We start from the raw sequence: 19,491 nt of genomic DNA, 5'->3' as shown, positions 1-19,491 counted from the left end.
GGGCTACAGAGCTTTGAGCTCCTCGGTGACTTCGCTGACCGACTTCTTCGCGTCGCCGAACAGCATCGTGGTGCCTTCGCCGTAGAACAGCGGGTTGTCGATGCCGGCGAAACCGGAGTTCATTGATCGCTTCAGCACGATCACCGACCTCGCCTTGTCGACGTTGAGGATCGGCATGCCGTAGATCGGTGAACTCGCGTCGTTGCGCGCCGCGGGGTTGGTCACGTCGTTGGCGCCGATGACGATCGCGACGTCGGTGCGCGCGAACTCGTCGTTGATGTCGTCCATTTCCTTCATCGCGTCATATTCGACGTCGGCTTCCGCGAGCAGCACGTTCATGTGCCCGGGCATCCGTCCGGCGACGGGATGGATCGCATACTTCACCGGCACGCCCTTGTCCTCGAGCATTGCGGCCATGTCCTTGACCGCGTGCTGCGCCTGTGCGACGGCCAGTCCATAGCCGGGGACGACGATCACCTGGTTCGCGTACGCCATCTGGATCGCCGCATCGGCGGCCGAGGTCGACTTGACTGTGCGCTCCACTCCGTCGTCACCCGATGCCGCGACTCCACCGCCACCGAATCCGCCGGCCACGATCGCGGGGATTGACCGGTTCATCGCCTTGGCCATCAGGTTGGTCAGGATCGAGCCGGATGCGCCGACGATCATGCCCGCCACGATCATCGCGGTGTTGTTCAGCGCCAAACCTGCTGCGGCAGCTGACAATCCGGTCAGCGCGTTCAGTAGCGAGATCACCACCGGCATGTCGGCGCCGCCGATCGGCAGCACCACCATCAAGCCCAGCACGCCGGCCGCGACGAGTAGCCCGATCATCCACCACAGTGACGCCCCGCCACTGCCGGGATGCGCGTCGAGCCCGATGACGACGGCGGCTGCAATCGCAGCCAGCAGCAGCAGGATGTTCAGCGCCTGCTGCGCCTTGCCGCCAAGGCCGATGGGACGGCCCGGCAAGATCTCCTGGAGCTTGCCGAATGCGATGATCGAGCCCCAGAACGAGATCGACCCGATGATCGCGGCGAACACGGATGCCACCACGATGTGCGCGGTCGGTTTCTCACCGTGGGTGAAGGCTGAAAAGCCGGACGTCTCCATGAATTCCGCTAGCGCGATCAAAGCCACGGTGCCACCGCCCACGCCGTTGAACAGCGCAACCAGTTGCGGCATCGCCGTCATCTTCGTCAGCCGCGCGGGCGGCACGCCCAGCACGACGCCCAGTAGCAACGCGGCGATGATCCACGGCCAGTTCGTGGTGTGCCGGATCGCGATCAGAGTCGCGATCACCGCAACCGCCATGCCGGCGGCGGCGATCCAGTTGCCGCGCACCGCAGTCTTGGGCCCGGTGAGACCCATCAGGCCGTAGATGAACATCGAGAACGCGACGATGTAGAGCGCGGAGACGAGGTAGTTCATCGGCTCTGCCCGTTCGTCGCCGCGGCGTCAGCCGCGAGTTCAGCCGAAGCCTTTGCGTCCGCCTTTTTCTTGCCCTTGAACATCCCGAGCATGCGATCTGTGACGACGAACCCGCCAACGACGTTGAGCGTGCCGAACACGACCGCGACGAACAGGATGATCTGCAACGCCAGCGACGGGTGTTCGACCTCGCCGAACACCACGAGCGCGCCGACGAGCACGATGCCGTGAATGGCGTTGGTGCCCGACATCAGCGGCGTGTGCAAAGTGTTGGGAACCTTTGAGATGACAGAGAATCCGACAAACCCGGACAGCAACAGGATCGCCAGGTTCGCCAGGAGTTGGTCGTACATTTAGTTCTCTTTCCGTGTGACGCAAGCCCCAGCGACCACTTGGTCGTCGAAATCGGGGGCGAGCTTGCCGTCCTTGACGAGTAGCTCCAGCAATGCGGTGATGTTCTTCGAGTAGAGCTCGCTGGCGTGCTCGGGCATCGTGGCCGGCAGGTTGAGCGGCGACGCGATCGTCACGTCGTGCTTGACCACCGTGCGGCCGGGCTCGGTGAGCTCACAGTTGCCGCCGCTTTCGCCGGCGAGGTCAACAATCACGCTGCCCGGCGCCATCCCCTGCACGGCGTCAGCGGTCACCAGCCGCGGCGCTGCGCGGCCAGGCACCAGGGCGGTGGTGATGACGACGTCAAAGCCGGTGATGGCGTCCTCGAGTTTCTTCTGCTGATGCGCGCGTTCCTCGTCAGTCAGCTCGCGCGCGTAGCCCCCCTCGCCGGCGGCGTCGATTCCCAGGTCCAACCACTGCGCACCAACCGAGCGAACCTGCTCGGCGACCTCGGGACGCACGTCGTAGCCGGTGGTGCGGGCACCGAGCCGCTTGGCGGTCGCCAGCGCCTGCAGACCAGCCACCCCGACCCCGAGCACCAGCACGGTGGCCGGCTTCACCGTGCCAGCGGCGGTAGTCAGCATCGGGAAGAATCGCGTCGACTCGGTGGCCGCCACCAGCGCCGCCTTGTAGCCCGAGACGTTGGCCTGCGAGGACAGTGCGTCCATCGCCTGCGCCCGGGAGATCCGCGGGATCGACTCGAGCGCGAATCCGGTCACGCCGGCGTCGCGCAGCGCGGGCACCGGGCTGTCGGAGTCCAGCGGCGCCAGGAACCCGATCAACGTCTGCCCGTCGCGCAGCTTCTTGACCTCCTCGGGCGTCGGCGGCGCAACCTTCACCACGATGTCGGCGCTCCAGGCGTCGCCGATGGTCGCGCCCGCCTCCGTGTACAGGTGGTCGGGAAGCAACGCACCCTCGCCGGCCCCCGACTCCACCACGACAGCGAGCCCGCGCCCCGTCAGCCCGGCGGCAGCCTTCGGCACCAGCGCAACGCGGCGCTCGCCGTCCGACGATTCCCTGACCACCCCGATCGTCGGAGCCGCAGCGGCGGCGACATCAACTGTCGTCTGCTCTTCAGTCATCTTCTACTTCCCCCGAGGGACTGCCCCTGCGGTATGCATATCTGCATGCCTGTCGACCGCCTGCTGCCAACTGACGAGGCGGCTGACCTCATTTCTCTTGCTCGTGATATCGCCGACAAAGTCCTGACGCCGATCGTCGACGCCCATGAGAAAGCGGAATCATATCCCGAGGGCGTGTTCGGCCAACTCGGCGCTGCCGGACTGCTGAGCCTCCCCCAGCCCCTCGAGTGGGGTGGCGGCGGCCAGCCGTACGAGGTCTACCTGCAGGTTCTCGAGGAAATCTCCGCGCGCTGGGCGGCCGTGGCTGTCGCAGTCAGCGTGCACAGCCTGTCGTGCCATCCTCTGCTGACGTTCGGCTCGCAGGCACAGCAGCAGCGGTGGCTGCCCGGCATGCTCTCGGGCGAACAGATCGGGGCGTACAGCCTCTCGGAACCCCAGGCCGGGTCCGACGCCGCGGCGCTTCGGTGTGCGGCCGCGGCTACCGACGACGGCTCGTATGACATCAACGGGTCCAAGTCGTGGATCACGCATGGCGGACGGGCCGACTTCTACACGCTGTTCGCGCGCACCAGCGGAGGGCCGCGTCCCGGAGGGCAGGAGCGCAGCGACCGGGGAGGAAGTGGAAGCCTCTCCTGCTTCCTCGTGCCGGCCGACCTGGCGGGGCTGTCCTTCGGCAAGCCGGAGGAGAAGATGGGCCTGCACGCGGTGCCGACGACGTCGGCGTTCTACGACCACGCACGGATCGACGGTGACCGGCTGATCGGCGCCGAGGGCCAGGGCCTGCAGATCGCGTTCTCCGCGCTGGACTCGGGCCGATTGGGCATCGCGGCCGTGGCCGTCGGGTTGGCGCAGGCGGCGCTGGACGAGGCAGTGCGCTATGCGAACGAGCGAACGGCGTTCGGCCGCAAGATCATCGATCACCAAGGGTTGGGGTTCTTGCTGGCCGACATGGCCGCCGCAGTCACCGCCGCTCGGGCGACGTACCTCGACGCGGCCCGCCGCTGCGATGCCGGACGGCCCTATTCGATCCAGGCCAGCGTGGCGAAACTGACCGCGACCGATGCCGCGATGAAGGTGACGACGGACGCGGTGCAGGTGTTGGGCGGCGTCGGGTACACCCGCGATTATCGCGTGGAGCGCTACATGCGCGAGGCGAAGATCATGCAGATCTTCGAGGGCACCAACCAGATTCAGAGGCTGGTCATAGCGCGTTCTCTGGCGGTCACGCCGCAGAAGTAAGGTGACGGTCATGGACTTCGCGATGTCGGCCAAGGCTCAGGACTATCACAAACGGCTATCGGCTTTCATGACCGAGTTCGTGTTTCCCGCCGAGGTCGAATACGAGCGCTACCGCCACGAGAAGGGCCCCGACGACCACACGGTGCCGCCGATCATCGAGGAGCTCAAGACACTCGCGCGGGAACGCGGATTGTGGAACTTGTTCTTGCCCGGGGTATCCGGGCTCACCAACGCCGACTACGCCCCCCTGGCCGAACTGACCGGCTGGAGCATGGAGCTCGCCCCGGAAGCCACCAACTGCGCGGCGCCGGACACCGGCAACATGGAGACCCTGCACCTGTTCGCCACCGAGGCGCAGAGCAAGCAGTGGCTAGAGCCGTTGCTGGCCGGTGAGATCCGCAGCGCGTTCTCGATGACCGAGCCCGCGGTGGCCTCAAGCGACGCCCGCAACATCGAAACATCGATCGTCCGCGACGGCGGCGACTACGTGATCAACGGGCGCAAGTGGTGGACATCCGGCGCATCCGACCCGCGCTGCAAGGTGCTCATCGTGATGGGCCGCACCAACCCCGAGGCGGCGAGCCATCAGCAGCAGTCGATGGTGCTGGTACCGATCGACACCCCCGGCGTCACGATCGTGCGAGATCTTCCTGTGTTCGGCTGGCACGACCAGCACGGTCACGCCGAGGTCATCTACGACAACGTGCGGGTGCCCGCTACCAACCTTCTCGGTGAAGAGGGATCCGGCTTCGCTATTGCGCAGGCACGGCTCGGGCCTGGGCGCATCCATCACTGCATGCGGGCGCTGGGCGCGTCCGAGCGGGCGCTGGCGTTGATGGTCGACCGTGTGCAGAAACGGGTGGCATTCGGCCGTCCGCTCGCCGACCAGGGCGTGGTGCGAGAGTCGATTGCCAAGTCCCGCAACGAAATCGACCAAGCACGACTGCTGTGCGAGAAGGCAGCATGGACCATCGACCAGCACGGCAACAAAGCCGCCCATCTTCTGGTCAGCCAGATCAAGGCAGTCGCGCCGCAGGTGGCGTGCAACGTCATCGACCGCGCCATTCAGGTGCACGGCGGCGCGGGTGTCAGCGACGACTTTCCGTTGGCGAGACTGTATTCCTGGCATCGTGCGATGCGGCTTTTCGACGGACCCGACGAGGTGCACATGCGCACCGTCGCCCGCGCCGAAATCGGCGGCGAGAAGAGCGCTTTCGCCGCAGCGGTGACGCGATAGTGCCACCGCTGCCTGGCGCCTGGAATTTCCGGGACGTCGCCGTTGAGACCGGCATCCGGCCGGGATTGTTCTACCGGTCAGGGGAATTGAGCAATCTCGACGACGACGGCCGGGCCGAGCTCACCCGCTTGGAGATCACCGATGTGGCGGATCTGCGGTCCGGCCCAGAACTGCAGCGTCATGGTCCAGGCCTGGTGCCGGACGGCGTCGAAATCCACCATCTGCCGTTCGTGGAAACCATTGTGTCCAATGGCGATGCGCCGCACGAGCACGCGTGGCAGCAATTGATGACCGAGAAGCCAGAAGGTGAGTCGGTCGCCGACGCTGCCGCCCGCTTTATGTCCGAGGAATACGGTCGGTTCGCGCGTTCGCGACTGGCGCAGCGGGCCGTGCACCGGGTGGTGACTCTGCTGGGCACCGACCACCGGGTGCTCGCTCACTGCTTCGCTGGCAAGGACCGGACCGGCTTCACGATCGCCGTCGTTCTCGAGACCGCCGGGGTAGATCGTGACGCGATCATGCGCGATTACCTGGCCAGCAACACGGCAGTCCCGGAACTGCGGGCGGTCATCTTGGACAACATCCGCCACCGCGGAGGCGACTCTCCCGAGGTGGTCGAATCTGCGCAGTTACGACTCACTGACGAAGTGCTCGGTGTGCGCCCGCTCTACCTCGACATGGCAAGGCAAGCGATCGACGAGGAGTTCGGATCGCTGGACGAGTACTTGAGCGGCGCGGGCGTCACGGCCGCAGACATCGAGGCGCTGCGCGCGGCGCTGACGTAGCGCTGAGGGACTACCCCGCGAAGACACCGACAACCCAGATAACCGCTGCCACAAGGCCGCCCGCGAGCTCGACGCCGATTGACAACGCGACGCCCTTAACGGCGTGCACGGTCGACGCCCACGCGCGTCGCTGATCGCGGCATCGCAGGAATTCCGCGAGATACACGCCGCCGACGAAACCGATCACCAGACCGAACACGGGGATGACGAAGAACCCGACGACGCCGAGCACCGCGCCGATCACGAGGACCGACGTTGGTACCTCGGCACGGCGCATCCGTCGCACGGGCCACAGATACTTGATCGCGGTCGTCGCACCCACCACCACCGTGACGGCGGCCAGGGTCACCCACGACGTCGTGGTGCTCACGACGATGGCCCACACCAGGATCGCGCCGTATACCAACAGCAGTCCGGGTATCAGCGGCACCACGATGCCGGCCAGGCCGACCGCGATAGCGAACGCGACCAGCAGGAGGCCGACCGTGTTCACACAGACAAACCTACCGCTGTGCTACTTGGGATCGATCCGGTACAGCCGGTTGCCGGTCGTGTCGAGGAAGTGCAGATGTCCGCTTTCTGACATGGTCAGGCTCGTGACGTGGCCGGCGCCCAGTCCCGTGTCGAGCTGATTGACAACCTCGCCCTCGGGTGTGAACGCGTAGATGATCCCCGTGGCGTAATCCGCAACGTACAGATGGCCTTTGTAAAACTCGAGCCCCGACGGCTGCTTCAGCTGGCCGGGCGGAATCACTTCGGCGAGGTCTACGCCGTCGACACGGTAGAGCGGCACTTCGTCCCAGATGCCTTGAATCCGCGGCCCTTTTTGCGGCGGTGTCGTGTCGATCTTCACGACTCGGCCGTTGCCGGTGTCGGCCACGTAGAGGGTGTGTGTTGCGGCGTCGTGGCTCATCCCGCTCGGCACTCCGGGCGAGCGCTTCAGCTCACCATCGGCGTAGCGGTAGATGTTGCCGTCGTGGTGATTGTGACCGCCGAGGCCGTCGCCGTTGGGCGCGTCGGGGTGCCAGCCATTGAAGTTGTTGCGGTCGAGCGAGCCACGGTCGCCGTTGAAGGCCCACCACACGTGATCTGCGGTCCACGCGATGCCCATGCAATAGCCCGATTCGTGCAGCATGTCGAAGTGCGACATGTGCCCGCCGCTGAAACGAGAATCGGTGGTCCAGGCGGTGGGGCCCATCCACCGACTGCCGCCCTGGATGTCGTCGTGCGACTCCTGGCACGTCCCGACCACCTTCTCGTCGCCGTGGAATGACAACGAGGACGGCTGATGCAGGAAGTGTGGCGAATCGTCGACGTAACGCTTGACGGAGGGGGCCACGCCTTCGACGTCCTCGATGATCGTCCAGCTGCCGTGCTTTTGCACTCCCTCCTGATTCACGATCCACAGCCGTGGAGACTGCGGATCGAATTTGAGGTCGGTAGGCCGGTGCAGATCGTCGCCTTCCAGTTCCACGACGAGGTCGACCGAGCCTGCAGTCTGATTGCCGCGGCCCAGCTCGCCTGCAACAGGCGGGGGTGGCGGAGGCGACGGGCTGGCGGGTGTGTCGGGCCGGCCGCCGCCGGCGCACCCCGACGCGAACACAAGGGTCGACGCGAGAAGGCAGGCGCCCAGGGCTTTTCCGCGCATCAGGCCTCCTAGCACGGCTGTATCTGCGTGAGGATACGACCGCGCACGAGGCGCCGCGGCGCTTTGCACCGAAACCCGCTACGGCTCCAGGACAAGCTTTCCCAGCACGCCGCCGTCGGCCAGCAACTGCAGGGCCTCAGCGGCCTTCGACAGCGGGAATCTCACCGGCGCCGGAGGCCGCAAGCCCGCCTGTACCAACTGGCCGACGCCCCAGCCGTATAGCTGTTCGGCACCGGGATGGGTCAGGAAGTATTCGCCCCAGCCCACGCCAATCACCGCGACGTTGCGCATCAACAGCCGGTTCACTTTGACCGTCGGAATGCCGCCCGCAGCGAAACCGAGTACCAGCAACCGCCCTTCGGCGGCCATCGCCCGAATCGCGTCGTCGAAGGTGTCACCACCGACCGGGTCGACGACGACGTCGACGCCCGCGCCGTCGGTGGCCTCACGCACGGCCTGTAACCAACCGTCAGCCAACGGCACCACCACATCAGCACCCAAGGACGACACATAGTCGACGGCCTCGGGCCGGTGCACTGCCGCGATCACATTGGCGCCCAATGCCTTTGCGATCTGAACTGCGGCGGTGCCGACTCCGCCCGCCGACCCGAGCACCAGCACCCGTCTCCCCCGAACGCAGCGCACCGCGGCGCGCAAGCGCGAAGTACATCGTGTGGTAGTTGCGCAGCAGGGCGGCCGCTTGTGCGTCATCGAGCTCCGGCACCAACGGGAACACATTTTCCGGCGGCACCGCAAGGCGTTCCGCGTATCCGCCGTTCATCGTCGCTGCGGCGACGCGGTCGCCCCGTGAAATGCCCGACCCCTCCGGTGCCGACACCACCACGCCAGCCACCTCGGCGCCGGGAATGAACCCCTGCGGCGCCTTCATCTGATAATCGCCGCGGATCACCAGCAAATCGGGAAACAGCACCCCGGCGGCGCGCACGTCGATGACGACCCGGCCCTCAACCTCGTCGGGAATGTCGTCGACGTCACGGTAAACCAGCCCCGAAGGGCCACAAAGCCTCTCGGCGACAACAGCTTTCACTGGATCAATCCCCCGGTCGCTCCGCTCCTGCCCGCCGGAATAGCGCTAGCCCAGCGAGAACGTGGCGTGCTTGGCAGCGGTCAGATCGTCGATCTCGTTCCACTTCTCGGCGATGTCGTCGACCGACGGCACCGTGGGGAACGTGACGCCGTCGTTCTGGAACAGCGCCGCGCGCTGCACCTTGCCGCCACCGACGATGAAGATCGATCCGGTATCGGGCACCTCTTCAGTGCACAGGTAGGCCACCACGGGCGCCACGTACTCCGGCGTCAGCTTCTCGAACACCTCCGCAGGCAGGATGTCCTGCGTCATCCGGGTCGCGGCGATCGGCGCGAGAGCGTTGGCCTTGATGTTGTACTTGGCGCCCTCCTGCGCGAGCGTGTTGATCAGCCCGACGAGGCCCAGTTTGGCTGCGCTGTAATTGGCTTGCCCGAAATTGCCGAACAGCCCGCTCGTCGACGTCGCGACCACGACTCGCCCGTAGCTCTGCTCGCGGAAATGCGGCCACGCGGCGCGAATCACGTTGTAGCCCCCGTACAGATGCACTTTGAGCACCGCATCCCAGTTCTCGAACGGCATCTTGTGGAAGGTGCCGTCGCGCAGAATGCCCGCGTTGCTCACCACGCCATGGATGGCGCCGAACTCGTCGAGCGCGGTTTTCACGATGTTCTCGGCGGCGTCGGGCTCGGCGACGCTGTCGTAGTTGGCCACCGCGCGCCCGCCCGCTTCCTTGATCTCGGCCACCACCTGATCAGCCATTGAATGACCGGCCCCGGTGCCGTCACGCGCCCCGCCCAGATCGTTGACCACGACGCTGGCGCCTTCCTTCGCGAGCGTCAGCGCGTACTCGCGGCCGAGGCCGCCTCCCGCTCCGCTGACGACGATGACGCGATCCTGCACTCCTGGCATGAGTTTCCTTTCGTGATACGTATTTTCGTCAGTCAGAAAATCCGGCGCGCCATCTTCCACGCCCGTGCGGTGTACGGCGGGTAGAGCATCGCGGAGAGGTCCGGACGAGTCGGTTTGGTCAGCACCGACTTGCGGTGGCTGAACTCCTCGAACCCGAATTTGCCGTGGTAGGCGCCCATGCCGGACGCACCGACGCCGCCGAACGGCAGCCGCGCCGTCGTCACCTGGAAGGCCAGGTGATTGACCAGCATGCCGCCCGCAGGCACGTCCTTGATCACCCGCTCGCGGATGCTCTTGGCCTTCGTGAACAGGTAAACCGCCAACGGTTTCGGACGCGAGTTCACGAAACCGATTGCGTCGTCCAGGGTTTGGGCCGTCACCACCGGCAGGATCGGGCCGAAGATCTCGTTCTCCATCATCGGTTCGTCAGGATCGGGGTCGACGACGACGGTCGGCTGGATCCGCAGCTGCGACGCGTCCGAGTCGCCGCCGAGTGCGATGGTGCCCTTGGTGGCGGCGAGGTAGCCCGCAAGCCGGTCGAACTGACGCTGGTTGACGATCCGCTTCCCTGTCTCACCGGCGGACTGGGCGGTCAGCGCCTCGCCGATCTTTGTCACGAGCTCGTCGCGGATCTTCGCGTCGGCAATCACGTAATCCGGTGCGACACACGTCTGTCCGGAGTTCATCAGCTTGATCCATGCGATCCTCTTGGCCGCGACGTCGATGTCGGCGTCCTCGGCGACGATCACTGGGCTCTTGCCGCCTAACTCCAGCGTGACCGGCGTCAGGTGCGTCGCGGCGCCTTCGTAGACCTTGCGGCCGATCTCCGTGCCGCCCGTGAACATCACCCGGTCGAAGCCCTGCGCGATCAGGTCCTGGCTGACCGCGCCGTCGCCCTCGACCACGGCGATGGCATCGGAGTCCAGATACTTCGGCACCAGCTCGGCCATCAGCCGCGACGACGCTGACGCGATCTCGGATGGCTTGAGCACCACGGTGTTTCCCGCCGCGATCGCCCCGACAAGCGGACCCAGCGTCAGGTAGATCGGGTAGTTCCAGGCGCCGATGATCAACACGGTTCCGTAGGGCTCGTACTCGATCCACCCGCGGCCGGGCAGCTGCGGAACCTCGAGGCGGCGGTACTTGCGCCGCGCCCAGCGCTTGACATGTTTGGCCGCGTAGCGGGCCTCGGCCGCGGTACTCGCCGAGTCTGCGAGCCACGCCTCGAACGGCGAGCGATCGAGATCAGAGGCGAGTGCGTCGGCGATCGCCGATTCCTCCTCGACCATCATCTTTTCCAGCTTCAGCAGCTGATCCTTGCGCCAGTCGATACTGCGGGTGCGGCCGGTGGCGAAACTCTTCCGCAGCCGAGCGACTGTCTCGGGAATCGACGACGCCGACGTAGGTGTCTGCTGGGGTCGCGTAACGGATTCGGTGGTCATGCCCGGTCCTCCTTGACGGCTGACCGCGATCCTAACCAACCGGTTGGGGAGCCAACTCGGCGGTAACGAACGCGTTGATCATCGGCCGGGCCTCACCAGGCTCGTCCCGCGGTGGACGGCCGAGCCGGATGTGCTCATCGCGGGAGGCCACCGTCTCGGTCCGCCAACCGTGCGCAGCGAACCACTCGGCACACTCGGGCGGCTCGTCGTCGTGGTACCAGAGGTCGAGCACGTCGAACGAGGTGTCCTCGCCGCGGGACTCACGCTCGGCCCGCATCTGCTGCCAGCGCTCGTGAACCTCGGCGCGCGCGGCGGGATCGACGCCGAACACCTCCAACGCGATCCGGCTTCCCGGCGCGCTGAGTTCGGTGATCGCGGCGAACATCGCCTCCTGTGCGTCCCCCCGCAGGAATGGCAGCAACCCCTCGGCCAGCCACGCCGTCGGCGCCGTGGGGTCAAAGCCCGCGTCGCGCAACGCCGACGGCCAGTCATCGCGGAGGTCGACAGCGACCTCACGAAGCGTTGTCGAGGGGGACGCTCCCACGGCGGTCAGCGTCGCCGATTTGTAGTCGAGTACCGCTGGAAGGTCGATCTCGTATACGACGGTTCCGACCGGCCACACGAGGCGGTGCCCGCGTGAGTCCAGGCCCGAGGCCAGGATCACGTGCTGACGGATGCCTTCTGCCATCGCCGCGGCGAAGAAGTCGTCGAAAAAATGCGTGCGGACAGCCTGATAGTCGGTCATCTGCTGGAAGTCCATCGCACGCTCGTCGGACTCCTCGGCGCGCGCCCACATGGCGTCGAGGCGCGCACGCAGGTCGGCCAGCTCGGGCGTCGACACCAGCACTTCGGCGTACTCATCGCGTATTAGTGGATTCGGGCTCCGGGTTTCCGCGGCCCGCGCAAGAGCGACCATCACCGCAGTCGCGCCGACGCTCGTCGCGATATCCCAGCTGTCGTTCTCACTGCGAGGCACGGCAACAGTCTGCGCTACGGCCTCTTGACCGCCGTGACGAACGTCGAGAACGCGTCGCCGTCGTTCAACGGCAGCTCGATGTGACGACCCAGCCGGCGCTGCACGTCGTGCGACGCGTCGGCGACCGCCTGCCACCCGTGGGAGTTGAGCCACTCCGCAACGTCGGCGCGGTCGGGGTCCTCGTAGGTGAGCTCCGAGATGTCGATGGTCTGCGGGATGCCGACCTGCTCGGCGATCCGCTCGAAGCGTTCCCGCATCTCCTCACGCCGCTCGGGCGCGTGCTGCCCGGCGGTCTCGACCGAGATCCGGCTGCCGGGTGCGCTCAGCGAGGTGACCAGCTCGAACAGCCGATCCTGTGCGTCAGCGGGCAGGTACATCAGAAGTCCTTCGGCCAGCCAGGCGGTTGGCTGCGCGGGATCAAAGCCTGCCTCGCGCAGCGCGGACGGCCAGTCCTGCCGGAGGTCGATCGGGACCTCGTGACGCTCAGCCGAGGGCTGCGCGCCATGAGCGTCAAGCGTTGCTGCCTTGTACTCCAACACCTTTGGCTGATCGATCTCGAAGATCACCGTGCCGGCAGGCCAGTCGATCCGGTACGCCCGCGCGTCGAGGCCGGAGGCCAGGATCACGACCTGACGAACACCGGCCTTAGTTGCCTCGGCGAAGAACGCGTCGAAGAAATGCGTCCGCACGCCCTGGTAGGTCTGCATGTACTCGAACATCACGGCCGCTTCGGGATCGGCCTCGGCCAGCTTGGCCGGGATGGTGTCGTCGAGCATGTACTCCCAGATGCCGATACCGCCCACGCCCTCGACGAGGATGTGCGCGAACGGGTCGTTGATCAGCGGATCCGGTTTCGCCGTCTCGGCGGCGCGGGCGGCGGCCACCATCACGGCGGTACTGCCGACGCTGGTGGCTATGTCCCAGGTGTCGTTATCGGTTCGCATGGCTATCGCCTGTCTTCGAGGGGACGGAGCCAGTGGATATCTGCAGCTCAGTCAGTTCGTGAGCCAGTCTACACAAAAAGTTAGGCTAGCTATGCGCTACTGTGCCGCAGATCACCGGCGCGAGCCGAAGAGAAATCTTTGCTAGGGCTGCCATTCCCAGAGCTTGCCCACCAGCAGCCGCTTGAACTCGTCGGTGATGTTCTTCAGGTCGTCATGGCCGCCGACGAAGCCCGCATAGAACCCCACTCCCCACAGCATCGCGGTCAGCAACTCCACGAGCGGTTCGACGGGCGTGTTGGTGGTGAGCTCGCCGCGCTCAATCGCGCCGGAGATCGCCCAGGTGAGGAACTGACGCGTAGCGAGCAACGCGTCGTGTTCGTCCTGCCGCAGCTCGGGATGGCGTTGCGACTCCATCACTGAGGTGACGAGAAACGCCGCAGCCGACCGTTCGTCAAGGTCGGCACCGACAGCGGCATCGATGAAGGTATCCAGCTGGGCCAGCAACGTTTTGGCCTCGAACGCCTTTTGCACGCTCTGCGCAACGATCAATTCATTGGTTCGCTCGACAACTACCTGATAGAGCACCCGCTTGCTCTTGAAATAGTGGTTGATTGCGGGCCGCGTGAGATCGGCGCGAACGGCGATTTCCTGAAACGTGGCAGCGTCGTAGCCGAGTTCGCTGAAAACCTGGCGGGCTGCCCGCACAATGCGCTCACGCGTCTCGGCTGCCTTCGCTGCGGGCGGCCGACCTGGGCCTCGGGATGCCGTTGGCACTCGCGCATTGTGTCATACCTTCTTTTACATTTACCTCTAAATTGCCGTGCGATTTACACAGGGGCAATCGGAGCGCGGGTTCGTAGTTGGCCGCCAGCAATCGGTCATGGATTGGATTGCCCGTTTTTTGGTTAATCTGGCGGCTATGACGACCACGCTGTCTCCGGAGGCGTACTTTGCCACGGGCCTGGAGGTGCTCTCAGACCTCGGTTACGGCGGGTTGAAGCTCGCCGAGGTCTGTAACCGTCTGGGGGTCACCAGCGGATCGTTCTATCACTACTTCAGCAACTGGTCGACCTACACCTACGAGCTCGTCGACCACTGGAAGAACGCCAGCACGACGGAGCTGGTCGCGTACAGCCGGCAGGAGCCAGACCCCCGCACACGAATCGAACAGCTCTACCACAACGCTCTTGACCTGCCGCACGGGGCGGAGGCGGCGATCCGGACATGGAGCAGCCTCGATCCAGTGGTGCACGCGGTGCAGACCGACGTCGACCGCCAGCGCCACGACATCATCCGCGAGTCAGCGCTGGCGATCCTGCACCACGACCGGCAGGCCCAGGTGTTCGCCGACTGGTCGCTGTACATCTTGGTCGGGTACGAGCAATGCACGCTGCCGAAGGACAAACCGGCGCTGGAGTGGATTGCCGACCAGCTGCTCGAGGCACTGGACGCCGGCCGACTCTCCACGATCCCGCCACACGCATGATCCCGGACTAACATCCGCTCATGACGGCGCCGCGGACATTGACGCGGCGCGCGTTACACCGGCTGCAGGTCCGCGATCCCGAGCGTGACGGCCTGCGCCGGGCCGTGCGGGCGGCGATCGTGGTGCCGACCGCAGCGGCGGTGAGCTTCCAGACGGGGGCATCCCAAACGCCGTTGTTCGCGATCTTCGGCTCGTTCGCGTTAATGGTGCTTGCCGACTTCCCGGGAAACCGGTCGACCCGGGCCATAGCCTTTGCCGGGATCGGCATCAACGGCGCTGTGCTGATCGCATTGGGGACGTTGGTCGCGCCGATCCCGTGGCTGGCGGTGGCCATCATGTTCGTCGTGGGCGTGGTTGTGACGTTCACCGGGGTACTCAGCGAGACGTTCGCCGCCGGTCAGCGCGCGACGCTGCTGACGTTCGTGCTGCCGGCGTGTACTCCGCCGGGGCCGATCGGCGAACGGCTGGCCGGTTGGGGCATCGCGCTCGCTATTTGCATACCGGCATCGCTGTTCCTGCTGCCGCCGCGTCACCACGACGAGCTCCGCCGTCATGCCGCGCAGGTGTGCTCCGCCTTGGCCGATCGGCTCGAGGGCACAGCCTCCGGCGCCGAGGTGACGGCCGCGATGAACGCGCTTCGGGCGAATTTCCTCGGCGCCGCGTTCCGGCCGGTCGGGCTGTCGGCGGGCAGTCGGGCGCTGGTCCGTGTGGTCGACGACCTCGAATGGGTGACCGACCGCGTGAACGAAGACGCAGGCGACGTACTGGGCGACGTGAAGGAGCCGGCCGTACGCGTGCTGCGCGATTCCGCTCGTGTGCTGAGCATTTCGCGACCGGCTGACCGTGCGGCCAGTCGCGACGAGCTCGCCGTGGCGCTCGCCGAGTTGCGCTCGGTGGCACACCGACGCTTCCGTGACAACATCGTCGCCATCCTCGGTGAACCCGACGACGAAGCGGCCAAGGAAGTGGGCCGGGAGCTTCTGACGCGCCGCACGATCGCGGCGGTGATCGCCGCCACCGGTCGCGTGATCGCCGCGGCCGCAGCGGCCGACGCGCGTCCGGTGTGGGCACGCGCCCTCGGCCTCAAGCTGCCTGAGACTGGGGCCTCGGACTACATCCTCTCGGAAACCGCTGCGGCAGCGGCGATCACGTCGAGCTTTCTGGCGCTGCGGTCGGTGGCCCTGCGCAACAGCCTGCGCACCGGCTTCGGGCTCGCCCTCGCTGTGGCCGTCACGCATGTGTTTCCGGTGCAGAACGGGTTCTGGGTGGTGCTCGGCGCGATGTCGGTACTGCGCAGCAGCGCACTTACCACCGGTACGTCGACGCTGCGCGCTGTGGTCGGCACGACCATCGGCTTCGTGATCGGCGCGTTGCTGATCTCGTTCGTCGGCGTGGATCCGGCGGTGCTGTGGCCGCTGCTGCCCGTGCTCGTGTTCGCTTCGGCGTATGTGCAAGTGGTCGCATCATTCACCGCCGCACAGGCCGCGTTCACCATGATGGTCCTCGTCATCTTCAACCTCATCGTCCCGACGGGATGGCGCGTCGGGCTGATACGTATCGAGGACGTCGTCGTCGGCGCTCTCGTGGGTCTGGTGGTGTCGCTGCTGCTGTGGCCCCGAGGGGCGACCGCGGCGGTGAACATCCAGATCGACGCGGCGCGCGAGCTGTTCTCGCGGTATCTGCGCGCCGCGGTGCTGCGCGTCACCCGCGGGGCTTCGGAGGCAGTCGACGACGAGGTCACCGCGCTCGGTCATTCCTCGTTGGGGGCGTGGCGAAAACTCGATGACGCAGTGCGCCAATACCTTTCCGAGAGCGGGGGTGCGACGGACTCTCGTGCGCCCGTGGTGCGCGCCTCGAACCGGGTGACACGGCTGAGGACAGCTGCCGACCTTGTTGCCGACATACCCTGGCCTCCGCCGCTGAGCGCCTACCCACGTGCGAAGAAGATCCTCGAAGCACACACCGAGGCCGTATGTACCCGGCTGGCGGGTCACGACATGCGGATGTGGCACCCGGTCAGCGATGAGCTGGTTCCCGCGCTGCGAGCGGAAGCCACAGACTGTACACAAGCAGTAGCCGCCGCTTTGCCACTGGTCACAGTCGGGTCGATCCTGGGAGAACTGGAGCTGCTCTATCCCCGCCCGCTGGCCGCTGAACGGGTCAGTTCGTAATCCGGTGCGGCATCAGCGCGTTCGCAGGAATGCGGCCAAACCGGCCGGACTCGTAGTCTTCGAGCGCGTGGATGATTTCGGACTTCGAGTTCATCACAAATGGACCGTAGGCAACCACCGGTTCGCGAATCGGCCTGCCGCCCAACACCAGTACCTCCATCGCGGGCCGATTGCTGTCCTGAGAGGCGGCGGCAGCGACGCTGATCCTGTCGCCCTTGCCGAGCACAGCCAACTGCCCCTGGTGAATCGGATGCGCGTCCGGTCCAACGGTCCCGGACCCCGAGAGCACGTAGACCAACGCGTTGAACTGCGGGTCCCACGGCAGGCTCAGCCTGGCGCCCGGTTCGATCGTGCTGTGCGCCAAGGTGATTGGAGTATACGTTGCCCCGGGACCACCAACGTTGCCGATCTGGCCTGCGATGATGCGGACCAACGCCCCTCCATCCTGCGAGGAGACCAGGCGAACCTGAGACGCCTCGATCGCCTGGTACTTGGGCGCCGAGAACTTCTCCGACCGTGGCAGGTTGACCCATAGCTGGATGCCGTGGAAGACACCGCCGCTCTCGACGAGCTCGGCAGGGGGCGTCTCGATGTGCAGGATCCCCGAGCCTGCGGTCATCCACTGCGTGGCACCGTCGGTGATCAGGCCACCGCCTCCATGCGAATCCTGATGGGCGAAACGCCCGTCGATCATGTAGGTGACGGTTTCAAAGCCCCGATGCGGGTGCCACGACGTGCCCCTGGGTTCTCCCGGCTCGTATTCGACCTCACCCATTTGGTCCATATGGATGAACGGGTCGAGCAGCGCCGCGGGGACGCCGGCGAATGCGCGGACGACGGGAAACCCCTCGCCCTCGTGCCCGCGGGGTCCGGTCGTCAGGGACCGCACCGGGCGCTGTGTGTCGGTGGGTAAAGGTGCCGCGATACGCGGCAATGTCAAGGTGTCTGCTGTTACTGCTGGCATGCCGATTATAACCGGACCGCAGTCCGATTATTCCCTCAGAGGATCGCCAACGCCGCCGCTCTGGCCGCCACCGGGCTCGAGGACGCCAGCACGGCTTCGGCCGCGTCCCGGCACTGCTGCATGGTGACCGACGCGAGTTTCGCCCCGACTCCGGGCACTGCCGCCGCCGCGGCTGACAAGGACGTCACACCGAACCCGACGAGCACACACGCGAGCACCGGATCGGCCGCGGCCTCACCGCACACCCCGACCGGCTTCGCGGCCCGCTCGCCGGCGCGCGCGGTCGCGGCCACCAGCGCGAGCACCGCGGGCTGCCAGGGGTCGGTCAGCGTCGCAAGCTCCGCCGACATCCGGTCGGCGGCCATCGTGTACTGCGCGAGGTCGTTGGTGCCAATCGACAGGAAGTCGACGTGCTCGAGGATCTTGTCTGCCAGCAGGGCCGCGGCGGGCACCTCGATCATCACACCCGGAGTCAGTCCGTGCACTCGTGCCAGGCCCGCGAATTCCTTTGCCTCGTCGGGCGTCGCGATCATCGGCGCCATCACCCACGGCGACGTCCCGGCGGCCACCCCGGCGGCAGCGATCGCTTCCACCTGACGCTCCAACAAGCCGGGGTTCGCGTCGCCTACCCGGAAACCGCGGACCCCGAGAGCCGGGTTGGCCTCGTCGGGATGGCGGACGAACTTCAGCGGCTTGTCCGAGCCGGCGTCGAGCGTGCGGATTACCACCTTCATCCCGGAAAACGCCTGCAGGACTTCGGCATAGATCTGGGTCTGCTCATCCACCGACGGTTCGGCGTCGCGGTTGAGGAAACACAGCTCGGTGCGGAACAAGCCGACACCTTCGGCTGGCGTCTGTCGTGCCGCGCGAGCCGCTGCGCCGTCCTGGACGTTGGCCAAAATCGCGACGGCATGCCCGTCGGCCGTCGCGCCGGGCCCTGACCACCCGCTCACGAGCTCGGCGTCGCGCTTCGCCCTGTCGACCGCCGCGAGGGCGGTGGATTCATCCGGCGACACAGTGACGGTGCCCAGCGTGCCGTCGACGAGCACCATGGCGCCGGACGCGATGTCGTCCAGCCCCCCGACAGCCACGACGCACGGAATTCCGAGCTGGCGCGCGATGATCGCGGTGTGGCTGGTCGGCCCGCCGAACGTGGTGGCAAGGGCGACCACGAGTGCGGGGTCGAGGCCCGCGGTGTCTGCGGGTGCCAGGTCCTCGGCACATAGCACCGACGGCCGTTCGGGCTGGGGAACCCCGGGCTCTGGCAGGCCGCAGAGTTCCGCCACGACGCGATCGCGGATGTCCTTCAAGTCGGTCACCCGCTCTGCCATCAGGCCGCCGATCTGGGTGAAGAGATCGATGAACTGCGCTACGGCCAGCACCGTCGCGCGGGTTGCCGGGGAGCCTTCCGCGATCCGCTTTTCGGCAGCGGCGAGCCAGGCCCGGTCCTGGGCAAGGCCCGCCGTCGCCGCGAGTACCTCCGAGGCCGCGCCGGTGGCATGTTGTGCGCGCTTGCGCAGCCGCTCGGCCACCGCCGACGCGGCCGCCTTGAACCGTGCGGCCTCTGCCGGGCGCTGCGACTCGTCGACGCCGGGTAGCGCGTCGACGCCGTCGAACAGGGGCGGCCTGCCGGGACGGATCACCGGTGCGTACGCGACGCCGGCGACGACGGGCACCCCCCGCAGGACGGTGACGGGCAGCTGTGACGCAGGGGCAGATGAGGCGGTCATGTGAACCAG

General features: G+C 66.5%; 17 protein-coding genes and 1 pseudogene. 5 read left to right on the top strand and 13 right to left on the bottom strand.

What is annotated here, in order from left to right; all coding sequences use genetic code 11:
- Positions 1–3: 3 nt before the first annotated feature.
- From QOH60_RS18580 to QOH60_RS18570, 3 genes are read right to left on the bottom strand one after another with little or no spacing between them, the layout of a single operon-like run.
- Positions 4–1,431 (bottom strand): NAD(P)(+) transhydrogenase (Re/Si-specific) subunit beta, encoded by a 1,428-nt coding sequence (locus tag QOH60_RS18580; protein WP_526423037.1) that lies wholly within the window; start codon positions 1,429–1,431, stop codon positions 4–6.
- Complete coding sequence (locus tag QOH60_RS18575) at positions 1,428–1,784, bottom strand: proton-translocating transhydrogenase family protein (RefSeq protein ID WP_526423035.1); 357 nt, start codon at positions 1,782–1,784, stop codon at positions 1,428–1,430. Before QOH60_RS18575 ends, QOH60_RS18580 begins: the two co-directional genes overlap by 4 nt.
- A complete protein-coding gene (locus QOH60_RS18570; RefSeq protein WP_526423033.1) occupies positions 1,785–2,903 on the bottom strand; it encodes a Re/Si-specific NAD(P)(+) transhydrogenase subunit alpha in 1,119 nt (372 codons plus the stop codon). It lies immediately after the preceding gene.
- A 45-nt stretch (positions 2,904–2,948) separates the two neighbouring features.
- Here QOH60_RS18570 and QOH60_RS18565 point away from each other — a divergent pair, with 45 nt between their 5' ends.
- Genes QOH60_RS18565 through QOH60_RS18555 form a run of 3 tightly spaced genes read left to right on the top strand, consistent with a single transcriptional unit; the run spans position 2,949 to position 6,164 of the window.
- Positions 2,949–4,142 carry an acyl-CoA dehydrogenase family protein gene (locus QOH60_RS18565; protein WP_526423031.1) on the top strand — a complete coding sequence of 398 codons (1,194 nt, stop codon included), beginning with the start codon at positions 2,949–2,951 and terminating at the stop codon, positions 4,140–4,142.
- Between the two features lie 22 nt (positions 4,143–4,164).
- Positions 4,165–5,379 carry an acyl-CoA dehydrogenase family protein gene (locus QOH60_RS18560; RefSeq protein ID WP_526423083.1) on the top strand — a complete coding sequence of 405 codons (1,215 nt, stop codon included), beginning with the start codon at positions 4,165–4,167 and terminating at the stop codon, positions 5,377–5,379.
- A complete protein-coding gene (locus QOH60_RS18555) occupies positions 5,379–6,164 on the top strand; it encodes a tyrosine-protein phosphatase (RefSeq protein WP_526423029.1) in 786 nt (261 codons plus the stop codon). Before QOH60_RS18560 ends, QOH60_RS18555 begins: the two co-directional genes overlap by 1 nt.
- Positions 6,165–6,174: 10 nt before the next feature.
- Here QOH60_RS18555 and QOH60_RS18550 read toward each other — a convergent pair whose 3' ends face one another.
- From QOH60_RS18550 to QOH60_RS18515, 8 genes and pseudogenes are all read right to left on the bottom strand, one after another.
- On the bottom strand, positions 6,175–6,657 hold the full coding sequence (locus tag QOH60_RS18550; protein ID WP_526423027.1) for a DUF456 family protein: 483 nt from the start codon (positions 6,655–6,657) through the stop codon (positions 6,175–6,177).
- A gap of 21 nt (positions 6,658–6,678) precedes the next feature.
- Positions 6,679–7,812: a hypothetical protein gene (locus QOH60_RS18545; protein ID WP_526423025.1), complete on the bottom strand. Its 1,134-nt coding sequence runs from the start codon at positions 7,810–7,812 to the stop codon at positions 6,679–6,681.
- Positions 7,813–7,890: 78 nt separating this feature from the next.
- Positions 7,891–8,860 (bottom strand): annotated as a pseudogene (locus QOH60_RS18540) (NADPH:quinone oxidoreductase family protein).
- A gap of 45 nt (positions 8,861–8,905) precedes the next feature.
- Entirely contained in the window at positions 8,906–9,769 is an 864-nt protein-coding gene (locus QOH60_RS18535; protein ID WP_526423023.1) for an SDR family oxidoreductase, read from the bottom strand.
- A 32-nt stretch (positions 9,770–9,801) separates the two neighbouring features.
- Positions 9,802–11,211, bottom strand: coding sequence for an aldehyde dehydrogenase family protein (locus tag QOH60_RS18530; RefSeq protein WP_526423021.1), 1,410 nt, complete (start codon positions 11,209–11,211; stop codon positions 9,802–9,804).
- A gap of 31 nt (positions 11,212–11,242) precedes the next feature.
- Positions 11,243–12,127, bottom strand: coding sequence for an SAM-dependent methyltransferase (locus QOH60_RS18525; protein WP_526423081.1), 885 nt, complete (start codon positions 12,125–12,127; stop codon positions 11,243–11,245).
- A 74-nt stretch (positions 12,128–12,201) separates the two neighbouring features.
- Positions 12,202–13,131 (bottom strand): class I SAM-dependent methyltransferase, encoded by a 930-nt coding sequence (locus QOH60_RS18520; RefSeq protein WP_526423019.1) that lies wholly within the window; start codon positions 13,129–13,131, stop codon positions 12,202–12,204.
- A gap of 141 nt (positions 13,132–13,272) precedes the next feature.
- The gene (locus QOH60_RS18515) at positions 13,273–13,905 is read right to left on the bottom strand and encodes a TetR/AcrR family transcriptional regulator (protein ID WP_526423017.1); all 633 of its coding nucleotides are present in this window, start codon (positions 13,903–13,905) and stop codon (positions 13,273–13,275) included.
- Between the two features lie 145 nt (positions 13,906–14,050).
- Here QOH60_RS18515 and QOH60_RS18510 point away from each other — a divergent pair, with 145 nt between their 5' ends.
- Entirely contained in the window at positions 14,051–14,617 is a 567-nt protein-coding gene (locus tag QOH60_RS18510; protein WP_526423015.1) for a TetR/AcrR family transcriptional regulator, read from the top strand.
- 20 nt (positions 14,618–14,637) lie between these two features.
- The gene (locus tag QOH60_RS18505; RefSeq protein ID WP_526423013.1) at positions 14,638–16,788 is read left to right on the top strand and encodes an FUSC family protein; all 2,151 of its coding nucleotides are present in this window, start codon (positions 14,638–14,640) and stop codon (positions 16,786–16,788) included.
- Here QOH60_RS18505 and QOH60_RS18500 read toward each other — a convergent pair.
- Positions 16,778–17,752 (bottom strand): pirin family protein, encoded by a 975-nt coding sequence (locus tag QOH60_RS18500; RefSeq protein ID WP_526423011.1) that lies wholly within the window; start codon positions 17,750–17,752, stop codon positions 16,778–16,780. The genes QOH60_RS18505 and QOH60_RS18500 overlap by 11 nt on opposite strands.
- 35 nt (positions 17,753–17,787) lie before the next feature.
- Entirely contained in the window at positions 17,788–19,482 is a 1,695-nt protein-coding gene (locus tag QOH60_RS18495; protein WP_526423009.1) for a putative PEP-binding protein, read from the bottom strand.
- Between the last annotated feature and the right edge of the window lie 9 nt (positions 19,483–19,491).

Origin of the sequence: Mycobacterium sp., from assembly GCF_032159765.1 — a bacterium.
GTDB lineage: Bacteria > Actinomycetota > Actinomycetes > Mycobacteriales > Mycobacteriaceae > Mycobacterium.
This window is presented reverse-complemented; position numbering and strand designations above follow the sequence as displayed.

Excerpts from the sequence above, each read along its gene's own strand:
- QOH60_RS18580 (WP_526423037.1), bottom strand. The coding sequence starts at position 1,431 with ATGAACTACCTCGTCTCCGCGCTCTACATCGTCGCGTTCTCGATGTTC.
- QOH60_RS18575 (WP_526423035.1), bottom strand. The coding sequence starts at position 1,784 with ATGTACGACCAACTCCTGGCGAACCTGGCGATCCTGTTGCTGTCCGGG.
- QOH60_RS18570 (WP_526423033.1), bottom strand. The coding sequence starts at position 2,903 with ATGACTGAAGAGCAGACGACAGTTGATGTCGCCGCCGCTGCGGCTCCG.
- QOH60_RS18565 (WP_526423031.1), top strand. The coding sequence starts at position 2,949 with ATGCCTGTCGACCGCCTGCTGCCAACTGACGAGGCGGCTGACCTCATT.
- QOH60_RS18560 (WP_526423083.1), top strand. The coding sequence starts at position 4,165 with ATGTCGGCCAAGGCTCAGGACTATCACAAACGGCTATCGGCTTTCATG.
- QOH60_RS18545 (WP_526423025.1), bottom strand. The coding sequence starts at position 7,812 with ATGCGCGGAAAAGCCCTGGGCGCCTGCCTTCTCGCGTCGACCCTTGTG.
- QOH60_RS18535 (WP_526423023.1), bottom strand. The coding sequence starts at position 9,769 with ATGCCAGGAGTGCAGGATCGCGTCATCGTCGTCAGCGGAGCGGGAGGC.
- QOH60_RS18530 (WP_526423021.1), bottom strand. The coding sequence starts at position 11,211 with ATGACCACCGAATCCGTTACGCGACCCCAGCAGACACCTACGTCGGCG.
- QOH60_RS18525 (WP_526423081.1), bottom strand. The coding sequence starts at position 12,127 with ATGGTCGCTCTTGCGCGGGCCGCGGAAACCCGGAGCCCGAATCCACTA.
- QOH60_RS18520 (WP_526423019.1), bottom strand. The coding sequence starts at position 13,131 with ATGCGAACCGATAACGACACCTGGGACATAGCCACCAGCGTCGGCAGT.
- QOH60_RS18510 (WP_526423015.1), top strand. The coding sequence starts at position 14,051 with ATGACGACCACGCTGTCTCCGGAGGCGTACTTTGCCACGGGCCTGGAG.
- QOH60_RS18505 (WP_526423013.1), top strand. The coding sequence starts at position 14,638 with ATGACGGCGCCGCGGACATTGACGCGGCGCGCGTTACACCGGCTGCAG.
- QOH60_RS18500 (WP_526423011.1), bottom strand. The coding sequence starts at position 17,752 with ATGCCAGCAGTAACAGCAGACACCTTGACATTGCCGCGTATCGCGGCA.
- QOH60_RS18495 (WP_526423009.1), bottom strand. The coding sequence starts at position 19,482 with ATGACCGCCTCATCTGCCCCTGCGTCACAGCTGCCCGTCACCGTCCTG.